The organism is Maritimibacter dapengensis, from assembly GCF_019218265.1.
GTDB classification, from domain to species: Bacteria; Pseudomonadota; Alphaproteobacteria; order Rhodobacterales; family Rhodobacteraceae; genus Maritimibacter; species Maritimibacter dapengensis.
Genome location: NZ_JAHUZE010000002.1, coordinates 45,919 through 65,136, shown reverse-complemented (window position 1 = coordinate 65,136; position 19,218 = coordinate 45,919). Strand labels below are relative to the sequence as shown.

The window sequence follows — 19,218 nt, the reverse complement described above, 5'->3', positions numbered from 1 at the left end:
GGCCCCCTGACCCTGCGGGCGGCGAGGCCGTCAGACGGCCTCAGCTCTCGTAGTCGATAACGTGACGCAGTTGCTTTTCGTATTCCAGTGCCTTGCCGGTGCCCAAGGCTACACAATTCAGCGACTCGTCGGCGACCGAGATCGAAAGCCCGGTCTGTTCACGCAGCGCGAGGTCCAGTTCACCCAGAAGCGCGCCGCCCCCGGTGAGCATCACGCCCCGGTCCACGATGTCGGCGGCAAGGTCCGGCGGGGTGGTTTCCAGCGCGGTCATCACCGCCTCGCAGATCTGCTGCACGGGTTCGGCCAGAGCTTCGGCCACCTGCGCCTGACTGATCTCGAGCTCTTTCGGCACACCGTTGAGCAGGTCACGCCCCCGGATCTGCATCGACGCGCCGCGCCCGTCATCGGGCATCCGCGCGGTGCCAATCGAGGTCTTGATCCGCTCGGCGGTCGCTTCGCCGATCAGCAGGTTGTACTGGCGACGCAGGTAATTGACGATCGCCTCGTCCATCCGGTCGCCCCCGACGCGCACGGACCGGGCGTAGACGATGTCGCCAAGCGAGAGCACGGCGACCTCGGTCGTCCCGCCGCCGATATCGACGACCATAGAGCCGGTCGGATCGGTGATCGGCATCCCTGCCCCGATGGCCGCCGCGATGGGTTCGGCGATGAGGCCCGCGCGGCGCGCGCCTGCGGACAGGACAGACTGGCGAATGGCGCGTTTTTCAACCGGGGTCGCGCCATGGGGCACGCAGACGATGATCTTCGGCTTCGAGAACGTCGTGCGCTTGTGAACCTTGCGGATGAAGTGCTTGATCATCTCTTCGGCAGTGTCGAAGTCGGCGATCACGCCTTCTCGCATCGGGCGGATGGCTTCGATCGAGCCGGGCGTCCGGCCGAGCATCAGCTTGGCGTCCTCGCCCACGGCGAGCACCTTCTTCACCCCGTCCTTGACGTGGTAGGCGACCACCGACGGCTCGTTCAGGATCACGCCCCGGCCCTTCACATAGACCAGCGTGTTCGCCGTGCCGAGGTCGATCGCCATATCGGACGAAAAAAGCCCAGAAATCGGTGCCATAAGTCGCGTCTTCCGTAAGTCCCAAATCCCCGCATGGGGTGCAGCTTCCCCGCGTTCGGGGCCTTATATGGGCCAAAGCAAGTCAGCGAAAGGGGGTGCGGGGTCCCGGATGGCAAATTCTTGCCGTCTCGCAGGCCGAAAATTCCCTGCATCGGAAGGGATCGCCGCGTCCCGCCGGATGCGGGGCGCGGCATGTGCGATGCGTGGCGCGGCTCGGGCCTTTCGCGGCGGGTCAGCTCGCGTCGGTGTAATGCACCTCGGGCGTGGATTTGGTCAGCCGAATCTGCAGTCGGTTAAGCGCCGTGATATAGGCCTTGGCCGAAGCGACGACGGTGTCCGTATCCGCCGATTGCCCGGTCGAAATGCGGCCGTCCTCGGACAGGCGCACCGACACGGTGGCCTGCGCGTCCGTACCCTCTGTCACTGCGGACACCTGGTAGAGTTCCAGCCGCGCGTCGGTCGGAAAAAGGGCCTTCACCGCGTTGAACGTCGCGTCGACCGGACCGTCGCCCGTCTGTGAGGTCGAAACCTCTTCACCATCGATTTCCAGAACGATATCAGCGGTTTGCGGGCCTTCGGTGCCACAGACGACCTTGAGCGTCTTCAGCTTGATTTTCTCGACCGCCTTGTCGCCCGCGGTGTCTGCCACCAAGGCGATGATATCGTCGTCGTAGACCTCTTTCTTGCGGTCGGCCAACGACTTGAACCGCACGAAAATGTCCTTGAGCTGGTTGTCACCGACTTCGAGCCCCAACCCGTTCAGCTTGTCGCGCAGCGCGGCCCGGCCCGAATGCTTGCCCAGCGGCAACTGGCTCGAAGCGAGCCCGATGTCTTCCGGGCGCATGATCTCGAACGTCTCGGCGTTCTTCAGCATCCCGTCCTGATGGATGCCGCTTTCATGCGCGAAGGCGTTTTTGCCGACGATGGCCTTGTTGTATTGCACCGCAAAGCCCGACACCTGCGCCACCCGGCGGCTGGTCTGCATGATCTTGGTCGTGTCGATCCGGGTCTGATAGGGCATGATGTCGTTGCGCACCTTGAGCGCCATCACGACCTCTTCCAATGCCGTGTTGCCGGCCCGTTCGCCCAGCCCGTTGATCGTCGACTCGATCTGGCGCGCGCCCGCCTCGACCGCGGCGAGGCTGTTGGCCGTCGCCATGCCCAGGTCGTTGTGACAATGGGTGGCGAACACCACCTCGTCCGCGCCGGGAACCTTCTCGATCAGCATCCGGATCAGGTCGGCGCTTTCACGCGGTGCGGTATAGCCCACGGTGTCGGGGATGTTGATCGTCGTGGCCCCCGCCTTGATCGCAATCTCGATCACGCGGCAGAGATAGTCGTGCTCGGTTCGGGTCGCGTCCATCGGCGACCATTGCACGTTGTCGCAGAGATTGCGCGCATGGCTCACGGTGTCGTGGATCAGGTCGGCCATCTCATCTTTCGACAAGCCGGGAATATCGCGGTGCAGGGGCGAGGTCCCGATAAACGTATGGATGCGCGGGCGCTCGGCATGTTTCACCGCATCCCAGCAGCGGTCGATGTCCTTGTAATTGGCGCGCGCCAACCCGCAGATTACCGCTTCTTTGGATCGCTCGGCGATCTCTTTCACAGCTTCGAAATCGCCTTCGGAAGCGATCGGGAAACCCGCTTCGATAATGTCGACACCCATATCATCGAGCATCTCGGCAATCTCGAGCTTCTCATCGTGGGACATGGTCGCGCCGGGGCTTTGCTCGCCGTCACGCAGCGTCGTGTCGAAAATCAGGACGCGGTCCTGGTCGGTCGGAATATTCATCGGAATGTCTCTCTTGTCTGTCTTAGCCTATGGGTCGCATGGCGCGGTGCAAATCCCCTGAGCGCATGCGCCGACGGCACGCTCAGAGGCGGCTAAGAAGGAGAAGAAGCGCGGCACGGGCGGATCGGCGCCCAAAGGCGTCGAAACTCGCAATGCTGGTGGCCGCGTTCATCATGGGGGCGTTTATACCGCGCCCAGCGTGAATGAAAAGTAACTTTTTGCCCGCTTTGGTCCGCTCGACACCCCGCGCCGTAACACCTGTATGACACGCAAGGCATTGATAATCGGCGCCACCGGCGGCATCGGAAGCGCCATTCGCACGCAACTTGAGACCGGCGATTGGGAGGTGACGGGCCTTTCGCGCGCCGACGGGCTGGATTACGACACACCGGACAGCGTAAGGCGCGTGCTGCGCGGACTCGACGGGCCCTTCAACCTGATCTTCATCGCGACCGGTGCGCTCGAGATCGACGGGATGGGACCGGAAAAGGCGCTGAAACAGCTCACGCCCGATGCGCTCGCGGCACAGTTTCGGGTCAACACCATCGGCCCGGCGCTCGTGATGGCGCATGTTCCACGACTGCTGGCGAAAGACGGCACCGTCGCCGCGCTCACCGCGCGGGTCGGGTCCATCGGTGACAACCGGCTGGGCGGCTGGCATTCCTACCGAGCAGCGAAGGCTGCGCTCAACCAGATCATGCATGGTGCGGCCATCGAACTGGCGCGCTCCCACAAGAAAGCGATCTGTGTGGCGCTCCACCCCGGCACGGTCGCGACCGGCCTGACTGCCGTTCATGGCCAGGGGCACGACAAGCTCACCCCGGCGCAAGCCGCCGCGCACGTGTTGGCCGTGCTGGGCGGTCTGACGCCCGAGGATACCGGGCTCTTCTTCGACTGGACGGGCCAAAAGGTGGTCTGGTGACGCGGCTTGTCCTGATCCTCGGCGACCAACTGTCTCCGAACCTGTCGGCGCTCGAAGAAGCTGACAAATCGTCGGATGTGATCGTCATGGCCGAAGTGCACGGCGAAGCGGACAGTCCGAAGCATCATCCGCAGAAAATTGCGCTCATCTTCTCGGCCATGCGCAAATTCGCGGCTCGTCTGGAGGGGGACGGATGGGATGTGAGATACGCCAGGCTCGACGACAGAGATAATGCGCAAAGCATCTCGGGTGAATTACTCAGGAGGGCCGAGGAGACCGGCGCGAATGAAGTCATTGCGACGACGCCGGGAGACCATCGACTCATCGCGATGTTGGACGAGCACCCCCTGAAAATCACGCGCCTGCCCGACACCCGGTTCATCGCCACGCACGAGGAGTTCGCCACATGGGCCGACGGGCGCAAGGAACTCCGCATGGAATATTTCTACCGTGAAATGCGCCGCAAGACCGGCATACTCATGGATGGCGATGACCCGGCGGGCGGCAAGTGGAACTTCGACCATGACAACCGCAAGCCCGCGTCAAACGACCTCTTTCGCGAAGCGCCACCAATGTTCCCGCCGGACGAAACGACGAAAGAGGTGATCGCGCTGGTCGAGAAGGAATTTTCTGACCATTTCGGCACGCTCGACACATTCGGTTGGCCCACGACCCACGAGGACGCCGAGCGCGCCGCCGATCACTTTTTCGAGCATCGGCTGGAGTGTTTCGGTGATTATCAGGACGCGATGCTGCGGGGCGATCCATTTCTTTATCACTCGATTCTGTCGTCCGCGTTGAATATCGGGCTGCTCGACCCGCTTGAACTGTGCAAAAAGGCGGAAGAGGCGTATCGCAGCGGAAATGCGCCGATCAACGCGGTTGAAGGTTTTATTCGGCAAATTCTGGGGTGGCGTGAATATGTGCGCGGTCTCTGGGCGTTCGAGGGGCCTGGATATACGGAACGGAACATCCTTCGATACGATCGAAAGCTCCCATGGTTATATTGGGGCGGCGAGACCAACATGGCTTGCCTTTCGGAAGCCGTTAACCACACGAAAGAATACGCTTATTCCCATCACATACAGCGGCTCATGGTGACGGGGAACTTTGCGTTGCTGGCCGGTGTGGACCCCGCGGAGGTTCACGAATGGTATCTTTCCGTCTACGTCGACGCGTTCGAATGGGTCGAAGCGCCTAATACCATAGGCATGAGCCAATTCGCGGATGGCGGTATCATTGCGTCGAAGCCCTACGTGTCATCGGCCAATTACATCGACAAAATGTCGGATTTCTGCGAGACTTGCCATTATAGCGCAAAAGCAAAAACCGGCGAGGGCGCATGTCCATTCAACCTTCTGTATTGGCACTTCATCGACCGGCACAGTCAGCGCTTCGGGAACAACCCGCGAATGGGAAACGTTCTCGCAACATGGCGTCGCATGGACGCCGAGAAGAAGAAGACAATACTGGATGAAGCGACGCGGGTCCTGGAGGCCCTTGACGATGGCGAGACCGTGTAGTGACGGTTTAGCTTAAAAGTTGTATCTAGGACTCGTTTTTCAGGGGACAGGGCTTATTATGCTCATCGGCCGATCGCGGTTCCGATGGGCCAGTCAGATGCGGAGGTATCTACGGTGGACAAAGTCCGAAGACGCAAGAGTGCCGCCGACCGAAAAGCGGAGATCATCGACACGGTTATCGACCTGGCGGCAGATATGGGTCCGGACCGGGTTACGACGCAGCACCTTGCCGACAGGGTCGGTGTGACCCAGCCCGCCATATTCCGGCACTTTTCGACCAAGTCGGAAATCTGGGAGGCGGTGTCGGAAAAGCTCGCCCAACTCGTGACACACACGGCGAAATCCGGCCCTTCCGATGGTTCGGCGGACACAATTCCGCAGCACCTTGGGCGGTATTTCGAACTCGTCACGAAATTGCCCGCCCTGCCCGCCATTCTTCATTCGCGTGAACTCCACGCCGATAACGACAGGCTTCGAAACAGGTTTCAGGATCTTTCGCATGCACGGCGGGATTGGCTTACATCTCTGGTGCTTGAAGGACAGGAAAGCGGCACGCATCGAAACGACATGAACGCACCCGCCGTGGCGAACATGATTCTTTCGTCCGTGCAGGGTCTGACCATGCACTGGACGTTGGACGATCGTCGGCTCGACCTGCTGGAAGAAGGAGATCACCTCGTCTCGACGCTGATGGACGCGTTGAGCAGGTGATGACCCTATCCTTTTGAGATTGAACGCCCTTTGGGGCCGTGCTGCGACAAATTCGCGAAAATGAATTTGTAGTGGATTTTCTGGTCTTCCATCGCATACAATCGGCGCCGAACTTGGCCAGTTGTCCAAGTGGATCAGGCGAGTCGGCGGATTGAACATGTCGGCGGATGGCTCGCCTCTACGCGGTCTTGCGGGAGGGATATCATGGCACATGTCGTCGTTTTGGGCGGTGGCCTAGGGGGCACCATTCAGGCTTACGAGCTGAAGGAGACTTTGACGAAGAGCGACAGGATCACGCTCGTTTCGGACAAGCCCTATTTCCAGTTCACCCCCTCGAACCCCTGGGCAGGTGTCGGCTGGCGCTCGAAGAAGGAAATCACGGTCGACCTCGCACCGGTGATGAAGCGCCGCGGTATCGAGTTCATTTGCGACGGGGCCGCAAAGCTCCTGCCGGACGAGAACAAGATCAAACTCGAGAGCGGCGCGGAAGTCGACTACGACTACCTCATCATCGCGACCGGCCCGGAGCTTGCCTTCGACGAGATCGAAGGGTTCGGACCCGAAGGCCATACGAATTCGGTCTGCACGATCGAACATGCCGAGAAATCGGGCGGCAAAGGCGGCACGTGGGAAGAATTCTGCAAGAACCCCGGCCCGATCGTGGTTGGCGCAGCGCAAGGCGCGTCGTGTTTCGGACCGGCCTACGAATACCTCTTCACGCTCGACACAGACCTGCGGCGGCGCAAGATCAAGCACAAGGTGCCGATGACTTTCGTGACATCGGAGCCTTATATCGGCCACCTCGGGCTCGGCGGCGTTGGTGACACCAAGTCGATGCTGGAAAGCGCGATGCGAGACCGCGACATCAAGTGGATCACGAATGCCCGCACCGACAGGTTCACCGAGGACGCGGTTCATGTGACCGAGTTCGACGAGGACGGGAACGAGAAGAAGACCCACGAGGTGCCCGCGACCTACAAGATGATGCTCCCGGCCTTCCGTGGCATCCCCGCCGTGCGGGACATCGAAGGGCTGGTGAACCCGCGCGGTTTCATCATCGTCGACGAGTATCAGCGGAACCCGAAATACAGGAATATCTTCGGCATCGGCGTGGCCATCGCCATCGCCCCACCCGTGGCGACCCCTGTGGCGACCGGCGTGCCGAAAACCGGCTTCATGATCGAAAGCATGGTAACGGCGACCGCGCATAACCTTCCGCGCATCCTGCGCGGCGAGGAGCCGAACAACCTGCCCTCATGGAACGCGCTTTGCCTCGCCGATTTCGGAGACCGTGGCGCGGCCTTCCTTGCCATGCCGCAAAACCCGCCGCGCAACGTGAACTGGGCATCCGAAGGCAAATGGGTCCATTGGGCAAAACTCGCCTTCGAATGGTATTTCATGCGCAAGGTGCGGAAGGGCGTGTCCGAGCCTTGGTACGAACGCACCATGATGAGGATGATGAAAATCAACAAGGTGCAGGGCGGGCGCAAACACTGAGGCCCGGATGGGCGCTCACGCCTCGCGCGTCAGCCGCTCGTCCCACATGATGTAATGGCCGGCAGCGTTCTTTTCGGACGAGCCGGCCACAATACAGGTGTCTCCGAAGAAAACATACGTCGCCTCGACCGCGTTTCCGGGGATCGGCAACGTGTAATGCAGCATGTCGTCGAGCATGTAGCCACGCACGCCCCCGACCCCCAGCACGTCGGCGCTCAGGATGGCCGGCGCGGTCTCGTCCAGGTCCAGAGACAATTCTACGGCGTCCTGTTCCGCCTCCTCGACGAAATCGTGCCGAAAGGCTACGGAAACGCCACTCTCATGCCGCCTAAGGGTCAGGCGCACGTGGTAGGCATGGCTCTCCCCCACACTGTCGCGCCACCGTCCTTCGCCGATCCAGGTTCCGGTCATGTCAGCCATATTGGTTCTTCCTGAGGTGGCCACAGACCGCGGACAATGCGTCTTCGAGCGGAAAGCTCTGCGGCGTCAAAAGGTAAAGCTGCGGGATACCATGCAGTGTCGCACGCCAAAGAAGCGCAGGCGTCTCGGGCCCGATGTCAGTAAAGTCCGCCGGACCCGAGGTTTCCGTCCCCACCGTCGAATGTCGGTGCGGGCGCCGGCTCTGGCGTGGGCTGCGGTTGAGGCTCGGGGGCCGGTTCCGGCTCCGGCTCGGAGGCCGGTTCCGGCTCTGGTTCGGGCGTCGGTTCCGGTTCAGGCGTGGTTTCCTGTTCAGGCTCGGGCGCCGAAGGCTCCTCAGGCGCCGGCTCGGCTTCTGGCTCAGGCGAAGCTTCGGTTTCGGGCGCACCGGCAGGTTCGGGCGTTGGCGCCGGTTCCGGCGTTTCTGCCTCGGAATCGGTTGACGCGGGCGCGCCGCCCTCGACCATGGATGACAGAATACCGTCCACCCACTGGCCCGCCGCCTCTTCGCCGGATGCGTAGATCACGGTGCCCTGGCCGTTGCGCATGTCGTTTTCGAAACCGCCTTCGTAAATATCTCCGTTCGGGTAGGTCGCCTTGCCTTGCCCGTGCTTGAGGCCATTCTGCCATTCACCTTCGTAGATGAACCCGTCTGCAAGCGTCAAAGTCCCGGTGCCGTGATACTTGCCGGACGCCCAGCCACCTTCGTAGGTGGACCCGTCCGCGAAGGTCTCGCGCCCCTGTCCGTCCCGTTTGCCGGCTTTCCATCCGCCGGTGTAACCGTGGCCTTCGGGATAGGTCAGAGTCCCCTCGCCTTCGAACAGGGCCGAGACGAAATTGCCCTCGTAGGTCGCGCCGCCAGGATAGGTCGCGCGCCCGGTGCCTTCGATCACCCCGTCACGCCAACCGCCGACATATGTGCCGCCGTCCGGATAGGTGATCGTGCCTTCGCCATCGGGAAGCCCCGCACGGAATTGGCCTTGGTAGACTGAGCCGTCGGGATAGGTGACCTGCCCCTCGCCCTCGATCCGACCATCGACCCAATTACCGGCGTAGGTGTAACCGTCCTTGCCGGTGAAGGTGCCTTGACCCTGACGGTGATCGCCTGCGAAAGCGCCGGTATACCGATCGCCGCTGGCATAGACCACTTCACCTTCTCCTTCACGGGCACCGCGCACGAACGCACCCGTATAAACATCGCCGTTGGCCTGAGTGAGCGTCCCGGTTCCATGCATCTGGCCCTCGGACCACTCGCCCTCATACCGCATGCCGTCGGCCCCGACATAAACGCCTTCGCCCGACCGCTGATCGTCTGCGAAACCGCCTTCGTAGGTGGAGCCGTCGGGATATGTAGCCGAACCGATGCCGTCTTTTTTGCCCATGACCCAATCGCCGTCGTAGACGAAGCCGGTCGGGCTCTCCATCCGGCCCTTGCCGTGGTGCATCGCTTCACGCAGACCGCCCTCGTAAATCACGCCGTTGGCGTAGGATACGAGGCCCGTGCCGATGATCTTTCCGTCGACCCAGTCGCCCTCGAAGCTGGAGCCATCCGCGAAGGTGATCTTGCCGAAGCCGTGCGGGCGACCGGCCGCGAAATTGCCTTCGTAGACCGACCCGTTGGGAAAGCGCGCGACGCCTTCGCCCCGGATTTCGCCATTCACGAAGGTGCCGGAGTATTCGTAGCCGGACGGCGTGCGGAGTGTGCCCTGCCCGTGCGGCTGTCCGTCCTGAAACGTGCCTTCATAAACGCGCCCGTCGTCGTATTGCATCGTGTCCGTATCAGATTGCGCCACGGCGGGCCCTGACAGGACGATACTGGTCAGGAGAAATGCGGCGCTACGAGACAGACGGATCATGTATTCCTCTTGGGCATTTCGGGCATAAGTGCGCGAAACCTAAAGGCTGCGGTGGAAAGTGACAATTCTTTTAAGATGACAATCCCGCCACCCGCTTTCCCTTCGGCGCAAACCTGCTAAACCTTCGACCGGAATTGTGAGGACGGATATGAGCGAGAGTTTTCGGCTGACGCTGGCGCAGTTAAACCCGGTGGTGGGCGACCTGCAGGGAAACGCTGCCAAGGCTCTGGACGCGTGGAGACAGGGGCGCGACGCCGGGTCGGATTTCGTCATGCTGACCGAGGCTTTCATGATCGGGTATCAGCCCCAGGACCTGGTCATGCGGCCGCCTTTCTGGGCTGAAGCGATGGAAATGATCGAGGCGCTCGCGACCGAGATCAAAGATGGTCCGCCCCTGGGTATCGGCGGCCCCTATCATGACGGCAAGTCTCTTTATAACGCCTACTGGATCCTCGAGAACGGTCAGGTCCGTGCGCGCATCCTGAAACAGATGTTGCCGAACGAAACGGTTTTTGACGAGGTGCGTCTATACAAGGGTGCGCCACCGCAGAACCCGGTCAGGATCGGTCCGCTGAACCTTGGAATACCGATCTGTGAAGACGCATGGTGGCCGGACCGGGTCGCCAGAAACCTCGCTGAGAAAGGTGCCGAAATCCTCGCCATCCCGAACGGATCGCCATACTACCGCGGGAAAGTGAAGACGCGTCACGATGTGATCCGTGCGCGGGTCGAGGAGACGGGGCTCCCGGTCATCTATCTCAACATGGTGGGCGGGCAGGACGACCAGGTCTTCGACGGCGCAAGTTTCGGGTTGGACGCTCAGGGGGAGCTTGCCTTTCAACTACCGCAGTTCGACGAAGTGATCCGCCACGTGGATCTCGAGAAAACTGCGGACGGATGGACGATCGTCCCCGGCAAGATTTACGAAGCCCTGCCCGACTATGAGGCCGATTACCGCGTCATGGTTCAGGCCTTGCGAGACTACATGCACAAGACCGGTTTCAAGAAGGTTCTTCTGGGCCTGTCGGGCGGGATCGACAGCGCCATTGTCGCGACGATCGCGGCAGATGCGCTCGGGCCCGACAACGTGCGCTGCGTGATGCTGCCCTCGGAATACACGAGCCAAGGGTCGCTGGACGATGCCAAGGCACTCGCCCGGAACCTCGGCTGTCATTACGATTTCGTGCCGATCAAGGCCGCACGCGACGCGGTCACCGAAACGCTCGCCCCATTCTTCGAAGGGCTCGAGCCGGACGTGACAGAGGAAAACATCCAATCGCGTCTGCGTGGTCTGCTCCTCATGGCGATGTCCAACAAGTTCGGTGAAATGCTCCTGACCACCGGCAACAAATCCGAGGTCGCGGTGGGCTATGCCACGATCTACGGCGATATGGCGGGCGGCTACAATCCGATCAAGGATCTCTACAAGATGCGGGTGTTCGAAACCTGCCGCTGGCGCAACGCCAACCATCGCGATTGGATGATGGGCCCGGCCGGAGACGTGATCCCGGTTTCGATCATCGAGAAGCCGCCGTCTGCGGAACTTCGCGACGATCAGAAGGACAGCGACTCCTTGCCACCTTACGAGGTGCTCGACGCTATCCTAGAAGGGTTGGTGGACAAGGAGCTGTCCGTGGCCGAATTGGTCGCCAAAGGCTTTGATCGTGACGTGGTGAAGAAGGTGGAGCACCTGATTTACATCAGCGAATACAAACGGTTCCAATCCGCACCCGGCGCCCGGCTGACCATGCGGAGCTTCTGGCTCGACCGCCGCTATCCCATCGTGAACCGCTGGCGGGACAAGACGTGAGCGACGTTGTCGAGATCCATACCGCTCCGCCGAACATGTGGGGGATGCGCTTTTCGGGGATCGTCTTTCTGGGCATTTTCGCACTCTGGGCCATCGCGCTCATCGGCACACCGGCCCACGAGCTTTTCTCGCTCATGGGGTTCTTCGCGTCGCTCCCGCTCGTCGTCGGGCTGGTCCTGACCTATGTCGGCTTCACCGGCACGCACATGCGCCGCCGCATCGCGCGGATCGACGAGACAGGTGCGCAGGTCGGGGTCCATGAACATCTCGGCTGGGACAAGGTCTCGCGCATCGAACGGCGTGGGTCCGGGCAAACCGACACCCTGATCCTGTTCTCTGACGAAAGGCGCGTCTTGCGTCGCCCGATCCCCGTAGGCCGGGCCGAGCGAAGCGCGGACGATCTGGTCATGGCGATCCTCGCCCATGCGGAAAAGGCGGGGCTGAAGCTCGCGAAGGACGGGGAGCGTGCGCTCTGGACGGTGACGAACTATCGCCGCGACATGTCGCCCACTGGGCCGGGTCACGTCCCGGCCTGAGGTCAGCGTCGCGCCTTTATCAGATGATTTCCGATATAGCTCGCGATCTTCTCGCCATCCGCGCGATGAACGTCGTAGCGAAAGCGCACCCGCCCGAAGTCCGGGCGTGACTTCGACAGGGCCGCTTCGATCACCTCCGCCCGGACGTGGATGCGGTCGCCCGGTCGTGCGGGGGCGAACCACCGTACCTCGTCCATCCCCGACGCGCCCATGGAGCTTTCGTCCCATACCCCGGCTTGCATGGCGAGGTTGAAGGCGATCAAGAGGGTGTGCCAACCGCTTGCGATCAACGACCCGAAGTGGCTTTCCCGCGCGGCCGCTTCGTCGAGATGAAATGGCTGCGGGTCCCATTCCCGCGCAAAGGCGAGGATGGCGTCGCGGGTCAGTTCCGCCTCGTCGGTCCGATAGGTGAAGCCGACGGGGAGCTCTTCGAAATACTTGCTCAACGACCACCCACCAGACCCGGCGCAATCACCTGAGCCGTCACGACGAACAGGACGATACCGATCAGGATTGCCAGTTCGATGATACCGGGAATACGGCTTGCTGCACGTTGACGCGACCCGTAATCGAACCTGCGCCCCTGGATCCAAGCCGTCACGGCGAGGACCGCCGCGAGGATTTGCAGGATCGCGAATTTCCACGCGGACACGACGCCAAGGCTCATCTCACCTCCGGAACCAAAATCCACGAAGGACGCTATGAAGATGACGGTCCAGAGAAGCAGGACGATGCGGAACGTGGTTTGCGCATTCATGCGCAGACTTTCGCCCGATGCGGTTCGGCAAGCAACGAAAAAGCATGTGGCAGCACCCGGTTTTCGACGCGACACCGAACAGCAGTCTTTTTCGCGCGCGTAACGGCAGGCTTCATGTCACAAAGCCGCAGCAAGGTCGCATTGCGCACCACGCCGTTGAACGCTAAGCGATAAGTGATTTTTCAGGGAGGTCTCCATGCCGGTCATCACGAATATCGAAGACCTGAAACGCATCTACCGGCGTCGCACGCCCAGGATGTTCTACGATTATTGCGAAAGCGGTTCGTGGACCGAACAGACCTTTCGCGAAAATTCGTCCGATTTCGATGATCTGTATTTCAGGCAGCGTGTCGCTGTCGACATGTCCAACCGCACCACGGCGACAAAGATGATCGGGCAGGACGTCGCGATGCCTGTCGCGCTCGCCCCGGTCGGGCTGACGGGAATGCAGACGGCAGACGGCGAGATCAAGGCGGCGAAGGCGGCCGAGAAATTCGGCATCCCATTCACGCTCTCGACCATGTCGATCTGTTCGATCGAGGATGTCGCCGAGCACACCACAAAACCTTTCTGGTTCCAGCTCTACACGATGAAAGATCAGGATTACCTCGCCCGGTTGATCCAGCGCGCCAAGGACGCGAAATGCTCGGCACTCGTGGTCACGCTGGACCTCCAGATCTTGGGCCAGCGGCACAAGGACCTGAAGAACGGCCTGTCCGCACCGCCGAAACCCACGCTCGCCAATATGGTGAACCTTGCGACCAAGTGGCGCTGGGGCCTGGGGATGCTCGGCACCAAGCGGCGGCAATTCGGCAATATCGTCGGGCATATCGACGATGTGGGCGACCCCTCATCTCTCATGGCGTGGACAGCGGAGCAGTTCGACCCGGCGCTTGACTGGTCCGCGATCGAGAAGATCAAGGAAATGTGGGGCGGCCCGCTGATCCTCAAGGGTGTCATGGAGCCCGAAGACGCCGTGATGGCCGCAAATGTCGGCGCGGATGCGATTGTCGTGTCGAACCACGGCGGCCGGCAGCTTGACGGTGCGCTGTCGTCGATCCGTGCGCTCGACCCGATCCTGCAAGCGGTGGGCGACCGGGTGGAAGTGCATATCGACAGCGGCATCCGTTCGGGCCAGGACGTGCTCAAGGCGCGCGCCATGGGAGCCAAGGGAACTTACATCGGCCGGGCGTATATCTACGGCCTGGGCGCCATGGGCGAAGCCGGAGTGACGAAGGCGCTCGAGGTGATTCACAAGGAGCTCGACGTCTCGATGGCGTTCTGCGGGCATCGCGATATCAACAACGTTGGGCGCGACATCCTCAAGGTGCCTGCCGGGTTCTCGGGCGACTGGCAGTAAGCGGCCAGAGCGACCGCTAACGTCGGGAAAGTGCAACGACAGCCGGGAAAATCGCCAGCGCGACCACCGCGACGGCAAAAAAGGACAAGCGCAGAGAGCTGAGTTCGGCCAGGCCTCCCATCATCGCGGGACCGACGAAAAATCCCAGGAGGCCAATCATCCAGGCTCGCGATATCGCGTGTGCGCGGTGCCGGTTGCGCACCTTGCGGGCGATGATCGAATTTGTCGACGGCACCGTGACGGCCACGCCCAGACCCGCCAACACCACACCGATCTGCACCACGCCCGGCGTCGGGGCCGCAGCGATCACCACGCCCCCGATGACCGCGAGGACGGCGGAGGACAGGATCAGCCGTTCGGCCCCCATCCGTCGCGCGAGCGCCTGACCCGAAAGCCGCCCTGCCCCCATCACGAACCCGAGAAGCGCCGGCCCCAGACTGCCTTCGCCCGTGGGCGCGCCCAGCGTGCGTTCGATGTGAAGCGCAGACCAGGCCTCGGTCGCATTCTCGATGACGAACGAACAGAACAGGACCAACCCCGCGAGCGTGACGACGGGCCAGACCCGTGCGCTGACCTCACCTTCGTCGTCCTCGCCCGCCAGCGCGCCCTTGGCATCCCAACCCAGCACGGCATAGGCCAGCGCCATCGTCCCAAGAAGCGGTGCGATCTGGGTCACGGCCCAACCGTCCTTGCGAAGAACGGCGATCAGAAGCGCCGTGATCCCGAACGAAATCGAATAGGCGGCGTGGTTCAGATTCATCAAGTGCACGTCACGCTCGGCTTCGATATGCGACAGGCGCACGTTCGCGGTCATGTCGGCGAATGCCACGGCAAATCCACCGAGAAAGAGTGCTACCGCGAGCGAGGGAACGGAGAATGCGGTCAGGTAGAGCAGAAAAGCGGCCGCGATCAAAAGGGTCGCGACCGGGAGGACGCGGCCCCCGAACCGCTCGCTCGCCCAGGGCGCCACACCCATCGCGATGACCGACGCGAGCGCCGGGGCCAGAAGCACCGCACCCATTTCGCCGTCGCTCGCACCGGCCTGTGCCTTGACGTCCGGCATCATGCCGGCAAGGCCACCCCAGTAGACGCCCGTCGCCATCAGCACGAAGGCCGAGGCGCGCGACAGTCGCAAGGTTTCGATCAGCGGCATCCGACCCTCCGTTAGCGCGAACATGGTTAGTTGCGCAGGCCGGCGACCGCAACGCCACTTTTCCCTTCCCAAGCCCGCGATTCCCGTCTATACGCGCGGCTTCATGCGGGGTTGCACCCTTGGAGGAACCCCGGTGTCTTACAATTTGGAGAAAACCCATGGCTGGTCAAATTCCTGACTTTCACGCCACGGTACGGACGGGGACAGGCAAGGGGGCCGCTCGTCAAGCCCGCCGCGAGGGCCTCGTACCTGGTATCGTGTATGGCGGCGGCGAACTGGATCCGCTGCCGATCAATATCCCCTTCAACATGCTTCTGAAGAAGCTCAAGGATGGTCGATTCCTGTCGACGCTCTACAACCTCAAGGTTGAGGGCCAGGAGGACGTCCGCGTCATCTGCCGCAACGTGCAGCGCGACGTGGTTAAGGATCTGCCGACACACGTCGACTTCCTTCGCCTGAAGCGCACCTCGCGCATCAACCTGTTCATCCCGGTCGAATTCATCAACGAAGAGATCGCACCGGGCGTGAAAAAGGGTGGTGTGGTCGTGCATGTGCGTCCCGAAGTCGAACTCGACGTGGTCGCTGGCGACATCCCGGAAAAGATCATTGTCGATCTGGCCGGCCGTGACATCGGTGACGTGATCCACATCTCCGACGTCGATCTGCCCGAAGGCGCGAAAGTCACCGTCGAGCGTGACTTCGTGATCGCGAACATCTCTGCCCCGTCCGGCCTGCGCGCCACTGACGACGAAGAAGATGAGACGCCGGAAACGGAAGTCATCAACGAGGCCGACAAAGAAGAGGCAGACGCCGAAGAATAGGTCCCGGACTTTCCGAGACGACGAAACGGGGCCCTTGGTGGCCCCGTTTTTCGTTCACGCCTCTTTGCGCACCCGCTGCATCACCACGACCTCGCCCCGCGTGCCCCAGGGCATGAAGGTCATGTTATTGGCGCTCATCCCGTCGAAGATCGCCTTGATCCCCGCCGCGCCGTAGACCTTTGAATGAATCTCCATCACCAGAAGCCGCACGCTGTCAGGCCAGGCTTGCTGGCAGAGTTCCAGCTCGCCGCCTTCGACATCCATCGACACGATCGTCGGCTTATGTTCCTCCAGTAGCTCGGACAGCTTCAGCGCAGGGACTTCGACGATCTTGTCCGGGTTCGTGTTCGCATCTGCGATGGACGAGGCCCAGAATGCATCGCGTGCGGCGAAGAGCACCGTTTCTTCATCGAAATTGTCCGCCACCACCGCGCCATGCAGCAGCGTCGTCTCGGCTGACCCGTTCTGGTCGAGGTTGTGGCGCAGCGCCTCCATCATCACCGGGTTCGCTTCGACCGACACCACGTTCTCAGGTCCCGCCGCGCGCCCCGCGAGCACCGAGATAAATCCGGCACCCGCCCCGATATCGAGGACCCGGTCGCCCTCGCCAACATGCCGTTCGATCGCGTTCGCTTCGTTCCACTCGTAACGTCCCGTTTCCAGTTGTTCGCGCAACTGGCGTGAGAGCGCCTTACCGGGCACTCTCAGCTTGACGTCCTTGATAGTGAAATGCGCCATGTTCTGCCCTTTTCCCGCTTGTCCTGCGGTCTTGGGCGCAACCTACGGCGCGGGGCGCGGCAGGTCCAGCGTCAGGCTTCGTGGAGGACCGTGGTGAAGCCCTCGAAACTGGGTGGCCCGAGATAGAGCCCCTTCGTCTGGCCCGCGTTCCTGTGTGCCTGCCGGAACGCTTCGGACTTCGTCCACGCTGAAAAGGCTGCTTCGCTTTCCCAGATCGTATGCGACGCGTAGAGCGTGTGACCTTCCTGCTCAGGGCCTTTGAGCATTCGGAATTCAACGAATCCCTCCATGTCCTTCAGGCGCCCTTCTCGGCTCCGCCAGACCTCTTCGAACTCATCTTCGCGACCCTTGGCCACTTTGAATCGGTTCATTGCGATGAATGACATGCGTTCTCCTTTTCGCTGAGGTGGCGGGCTGGAAACTGGCTGGCCATCCTCACGAGATATGGCAGCCCCGTCGGGGGGGTCAAGCCGCGCGCCGATTGTAAGGATGCGGTCAGCGGTTTATACGAACGCCATGAAACTATTCGTCGGACTTGGAAACCCCGGCCCGAAATATGCGGGCAATCGGCACAATATCGGCTTCATGGCTCTCGACGCCATCGCCGAGGGCCACGGGTTTGGTCCGTGGCGCGCGAAATTCCAAGGTGCCCTGTCCGAAGGCAATCTGGGCGGTGAGAAAGTCCTGCTTCTCAAGCCCGAGACGTTCATGAACCTTTCCGGGCAATCGGTGGGCGAAGCGATGCGGTTCTACAAGCTCGATTCGACCGATGTGACAGTCTTCCACGACGAGCTGGACCTCGCCCCCGGCAAGCTGAAGCTGAAACTGGGCGGGGGTCATGCGGGGCATAACGGGCTACGGTCGATCCACCAGCACATTGGCCCGCATTATGCCCGCGTCCGGCTGGGGATCGGGCATCCGGGCCACAAGGATAAGGTATCGCCCTATGTCCTGTCCGATTTCGCGAAGGCGGATCGGGAGTGGCTCGACGATATGATGCGAGGCATTTCAGACGGGGCTGAACACCTCGTGGCGGATGACAACGCGAAATTCACCAATGCAGTTGCGCTCAGGATGAACCCGAACCCGTCGCGCAGCGGACCACCTGCTGCGCGGGCCGACGCCAAACCCGACCCCGCGCCGGTGCCCGAGATGAACGACGACCGCTCGCCCCTCCAGAAGCTCGTCGACAAGTTCAGATGAATTTGGCGCAGGCCTTCCCGTGGCAGGCCGACAGCAACGAAGCGCTCGGCTCGCCATTCACGGCTCGGGTCTTGCGGCTGATCGCGGATCGGCTGAAACCCGGCACGCCTGTGATGGACGCGATGTTCGCTTTTTCCGGTGATGTCGGTCCCTATCGACACTCGGTTCCGCTCAGGCTCTTGGGCGGGCTGCACGCGCTTGTGCTGGCGAACGAGGCACCCGACCTTGCTGCCGCTTATCCGCCCAACCCGACACCTGACGATGCAACACTTGGCGCGGCCCTGGACCGCGCACTTGCCGAGCATCAGACCCGTCTGCTGGAATGGCTCGCATCGCCGCCGCAGACCAACGAAGTGCGCCGTTCCATCGCGCTGATCGCAGGTGCGGCGCTTCTGTCGCGCCGGTATGGAAAGCCCTTCGTCTTGTCCGAACTCGGGGCCAGCGCCGGGCTGAACCTTTACTGGGACCGCTACGCGCTCGCACCGAAGGGATGGCGCATCGGGCCAGCCGCCCCCGCGCTCACGCTTTCGCCTGACTGGTCCGGGGCGCAACCTCCGGCAGCCCATCTCAGCGTCACCGAACGGCGGGGGGTCGATCTGAACCCGGTCGACCCGCATGATCCCGACCAGCGCCTGCGCTTGCTGTCCTATCTCTGGGCCGACCAGCGGGACCGCATCGATCTGACGCGCAAAGCCATTGCCGTGACCAATGCCGAAGTCGACAAGGGCGACGCCTCCGACTGGCTGGCGCGCCGCCTCGCGACCCACTACCCCGGCCACATCCACCTCGTGACCCATACCATTGCGTGGCAGTATTTCCCGGACCATGTGCAGGCCGCCTGCCTTGCCACGTTCGAGGAGGCTGGACGCCGCGCCGCGCCGGACGCCCCTCTCGCCCGAATCGCGATGGAAGCCGACGAAGGCGGACCCGGCGCTGGCCTGACCCTGACCACCTGGCCCGGTGGCGTGACGGAAACCCTGGGTCGTGTGGATTTCCACGGACGCTGGCTGGACTGGCGCGCCACCTGACGCCATGATCCCG

The 19,218-nt window shown here is 62.1% G+C and carries 19 protein-coding genes; 10 read left to right on the top strand and 9 right to left on the bottom strand.

The features are described from left to right. Positions 1-40: 40 nt before the first annotated feature. Positions 41-1,078, bottom strand: coding sequence for a rod shape-determining protein (locus KJP28_RS06610; RefSeq protein ID WP_218391788.1), 1,038 nt, complete (start codon positions 1,076-1,078; stop codon positions 41-43). A gap of 232 nt (positions 1,079-1,310) precedes the next feature. Continuing rightward, positions 1,311-2,873 carry a 2-isopropylmalate synthase gene (locus KJP28_RS06605; RefSeq protein ID WP_218391787.1) on the bottom strand — a complete coding sequence of 521 codons (1,563 nt, stop codon included), beginning with the start codon at positions 2,871-2,873 and terminating at the stop codon, positions 1,311-1,313. Between the two features lie 262 nt (positions 2,874-3,135). Between KJP28_RS06605 and KJP28_RS06600 the strand changes: the two genes are divergently transcribed. The 4 genes from KJP28_RS06600 to KJP28_RS06585 all read left to right on the top strand — a co-directional run bounded on the left by KJP28_RS06600 (position 3,136) and on the right by KJP28_RS06585 (position 7,526). Next, positions 3,136-3,795 (top strand): SDR family NAD(P)-dependent oxidoreductase, encoded by a 660-nt coding sequence (locus tag KJP28_RS06600; RefSeq protein ID WP_218391786.1) that lies wholly within the window; start codon positions 3,136-3,138, stop codon positions 3,793-3,795. Continuing rightward, positions 3,789-5,318 carry a cryptochrome/photolyase family protein gene (locus KJP28_RS06595; protein WP_255552324.1) on the top strand — a complete coding sequence of 510 codons (1,530 nt, stop codon included), beginning with the start codon at positions 3,789-3,791 and terminating at the stop codon, positions 5,316-5,318. Before KJP28_RS06600 ends, KJP28_RS06595 begins: the two co-directional genes overlap by 7 nt. Positions 5,319-5,432: 114 nt before the next feature. Continuing rightward, positions 5,433-6,029 (top strand): TetR/AcrR family transcriptional regulator, encoded by a 597-nt coding sequence (locus KJP28_RS06590; RefSeq protein WP_218391784.1) that lies wholly within the window; start codon positions 5,433-5,435, stop codon positions 6,027-6,029. A 204-nt stretch (positions 6,030-6,233) separates the two neighbouring features. After that, positions 6,234-7,526 (top strand): NAD(P)/FAD-dependent oxidoreductase, encoded by a 1,293-nt coding sequence (locus tag KJP28_RS06585; RefSeq protein WP_218391783.1) that lies wholly within the window; start codon positions 6,234-6,236, stop codon positions 7,524-7,526. Between the two features lie 15 nt (positions 7,527-7,541). Here KJP28_RS06585 and KJP28_RS06580 read toward each other — a convergent pair whose 3' ends face one another. Next, positions 7,542-7,946, bottom strand: a complete 405-nt coding sequence (locus tag KJP28_RS06580; RefSeq protein ID WP_218391782.1) for a hypothetical protein — start codon at positions 7,944-7,946, stop codon at positions 7,542-7,544. 137 nt (positions 7,947-8,083) lie between these two features. Further along, positions 8,084-9,799 carry a 2-isopropylmalate synthase gene (locus KJP28_RS06575; protein WP_218391781.1) on the bottom strand — a complete coding sequence of 572 codons (1,716 nt, stop codon included), beginning with the start codon at positions 9,797-9,799 and terminating at the stop codon, positions 8,084-8,086. Between the two features lie 148 nt (positions 9,800-9,947). Between KJP28_RS06575 and KJP28_RS06570 the strand changes: the two genes are divergently transcribed. Next, a complete protein-coding gene (locus KJP28_RS06570; RefSeq protein WP_218391780.1) occupies positions 9,948-11,609 on the top strand; it encodes an NAD+ synthase in 1,662 nt (553 codons plus the stop codon). Next, positions 11,606-12,145: a hypothetical protein gene (locus KJP28_RS06565; protein WP_218391779.1), complete on the top strand. Its 540-nt coding sequence runs from the start codon at positions 11,606-11,608 to the stop codon at positions 12,143-12,145. Before KJP28_RS06570 ends, KJP28_RS06565 begins: the two co-directional genes overlap by 4 nt. A gap of 2 nt (positions 12,146-12,147) precedes the next feature. Here the strand turns inward: KJP28_RS06565 and KJP28_RS06560 are convergent, their stop codons facing one another. Both KJP28_RS06560 and KJP28_RS06555 read right to left on the bottom strand, forming a co-directional pair. Next, the gene (locus KJP28_RS06560) at positions 12,148-12,591 is read right to left on the bottom strand and encodes a MaoC family dehydratase (protein WP_218391778.1); all 444 of its coding nucleotides are present in this window, start codon (positions 12,589-12,591) and stop codon (positions 12,148-12,150) included. Then, positions 12,588-12,902 (bottom strand): hypothetical protein, encoded by a 315-nt coding sequence (locus tag KJP28_RS06555; protein ID WP_218391777.1) that lies wholly within the window; start codon positions 12,900-12,902, stop codon positions 12,588-12,590. The genes KJP28_RS06560 and KJP28_RS06555 overlap by 4 nt, the downstream gene beginning before the upstream one ends. 196 nt (positions 12,903-13,098) lie before the next feature. Here KJP28_RS06555 and KJP28_RS06550 point away from each other — a divergent pair, with 196 nt between their 5' ends. Further along, entirely contained in the window at positions 13,099-14,262 is a 1,164-nt protein-coding gene (locus KJP28_RS06550; RefSeq protein WP_218391776.1) for an alpha-hydroxy acid oxidase, read from the top strand. 16 nt (positions 14,263-14,278) lie between these two features. Here the strand turns inward: KJP28_RS06550 and KJP28_RS06545 are convergent, their stop codons facing one another. Beyond that, a complete protein-coding gene (locus tag KJP28_RS06545) occupies positions 14,279-15,415 on the bottom strand; it encodes an MFS transporter (protein ID WP_218391775.1) in 1,137 nt (378 codons plus the stop codon). Between the two features lie 158 nt (positions 15,416-15,573). Here KJP28_RS06545 and KJP28_RS06540 point away from each other — a divergent pair, with 158 nt between their 5' ends. Continuing rightward, positions 15,574-16,236, top strand: a complete 663-nt coding sequence (locus KJP28_RS06540) for a 50S ribosomal protein L25/general stress protein Ctc (protein WP_218391774.1) — start codon at positions 15,574-15,576, stop codon at positions 16,234-16,236. 54 nt (positions 16,237-16,290) lie between these two features. Here the strand turns inward: KJP28_RS06540 and KJP28_RS06535 are convergent, their stop codons facing one another. Continuing rightward, positions 16,291-16,974 (bottom strand): FkbM family methyltransferase, encoded by a 684-nt coding sequence (locus KJP28_RS06535; RefSeq protein ID WP_218391773.1) that lies wholly within the window; start codon positions 16,972-16,974, stop codon positions 16,291-16,293. A gap of 71 nt (positions 16,975-17,045) precedes the next feature. Then, positions 17,046-17,360, bottom strand: a complete 315-nt coding sequence (gene hmuQ / locus KJP28_RS06530; protein ID WP_218391772.1) for a heme-degrading protein HmuQ — start codon at positions 17,358-17,360, stop codon at positions 17,046-17,048. A gap of 130 nt (positions 17,361-17,490) precedes the next feature. On the opposite strand from hmuQ, the gene pth reads away from it, so the two are divergent. Together pth and KJP28_RS06520 are read left to right on the top strand one after the other, a co-directional pair. Beyond that, positions 17,491-18,177 carry an aminoacyl-tRNA hydrolase gene (gene pth, locus KJP28_RS06525; RefSeq protein WP_218391771.1) on the top strand — a complete coding sequence of 229 codons (687 nt, stop codon included), beginning with the start codon at positions 17,491-17,493 and terminating at the stop codon, positions 18,175-18,177. Beyond that, a complete protein-coding gene (locus KJP28_RS06520) occupies positions 18,174-19,205 on the top strand; it encodes a DUF2332 domain-containing protein (RefSeq protein WP_218391770.1) in 1,032 nt (343 codons plus the stop codon). Before pth ends, KJP28_RS06520 begins: the two co-directional genes overlap by 4 nt. Positions 19,206-19,218: the final 13 nt, after the last annotated feature.

What these genes read in the sequence shown, in the direction of transcription:
- KJP28_RS06575 (WP_218391781.1), bottom strand. Translation starts at nt 9,799, where the DNA reads ATGATCCGTCTGTCTCGTAGCGCCGCATTTCTCCTGACCAGTATCGTC.
- KJP28_RS06540 (WP_218391774.1), top strand. Translation starts at nt 15,574, where the DNA reads ATGGCTGGTCAAATTCCTGACTTTCACGCCACGGTACGGACGGGGACA.
- KJP28_RS06545 (WP_218391775.1), bottom strand. Translation starts at nt 15,415, where the DNA reads ATGCCGCTGATCGAAACCTTGCGACTGTCGCGCGCCTCGGCCTTCGTG.
- KJP28_RS06600 (WP_218391786.1), top strand. Translation starts at nt 3,136, where the DNA reads ATGACACGCAAGGCATTGATAATCGGCGCCACCGGCGGCATCGGAAGC.
- KJP28_RS06555 (WP_218391777.1), bottom strand. Translation starts at nt 12,902, where the DNA reads ATGAATGCGCAAACCACGTTCCGCATCGTCCTGCTTCTCTGGACCGTC.
- KJP28_RS06570 (WP_218391780.1), top strand. Translation starts at nt 9,948, where the DNA reads ATGAGCGAGAGTTTTCGGCTGACGCTGGCGCAGTTAAACCCGGTGGTG.
- KJP28_RS06585 (WP_218391783.1), top strand. Translation starts at nt 6,234, where the DNA reads ATGGCACATGTCGTCGTTTTGGGCGGTGGCCTAGGGGGCACCATTCAG.
- KJP28_RS06580 (WP_218391782.1), bottom strand. Translation starts at nt 7,946, where the DNA reads ATGGCTGACATGACCGGAACCTGGATCGGCGAAGGACGGTGGCGCGAC.
- KJP28_RS06605 (WP_218391787.1), bottom strand. Translation starts at nt 2,873, where the DNA reads ATGAATATTCCGACCGACCAGGACCGCGTCCTGATTTTCGACACGACG.
- KJP28_RS06610 (WP_218391788.1), bottom strand. Translation starts at nt 1,078, where the DNA reads ATGGCACCGATTTCTGGGCTTTTTTCGTCCGATATGGCGATCGACCTC.
- KJP28_RS06535 (WP_218391773.1), bottom strand. Translation starts at nt 16,974, where the DNA reads ATGGCGCATTTCACTATCAAGGACGTCAAGCTGAGAGTGCCCGGTAAG.
- KJP28_RS06550 (WP_218391776.1), top strand. Translation starts at nt 13,099, where the DNA reads ATGCCGGTCATCACGAATATCGAAGACCTGAAACGCATCTACCGGCGT.
- hmuQ (WP_218391772.1), bottom strand. Translation starts at nt 17,360, where the DNA reads ATGTCATTCATCGCAATGAACCGATTCAAAGTGGCCAAGGGTCGCGAA.
- KJP28_RS06520 (WP_218391770.1), top strand. Translation starts at nt 18,174, where the DNA reads ATGAATTTGGCGCAGGCCTTCCCGTGGCAGGCCGACAGCAACGAAGCG.
- pth (WP_218391771.1), top strand. Translation starts at nt 17,491, where the DNA reads ATGAAACTATTCGTCGGACTTGGAAACCCCGGCCCGAAATATGCGGGC.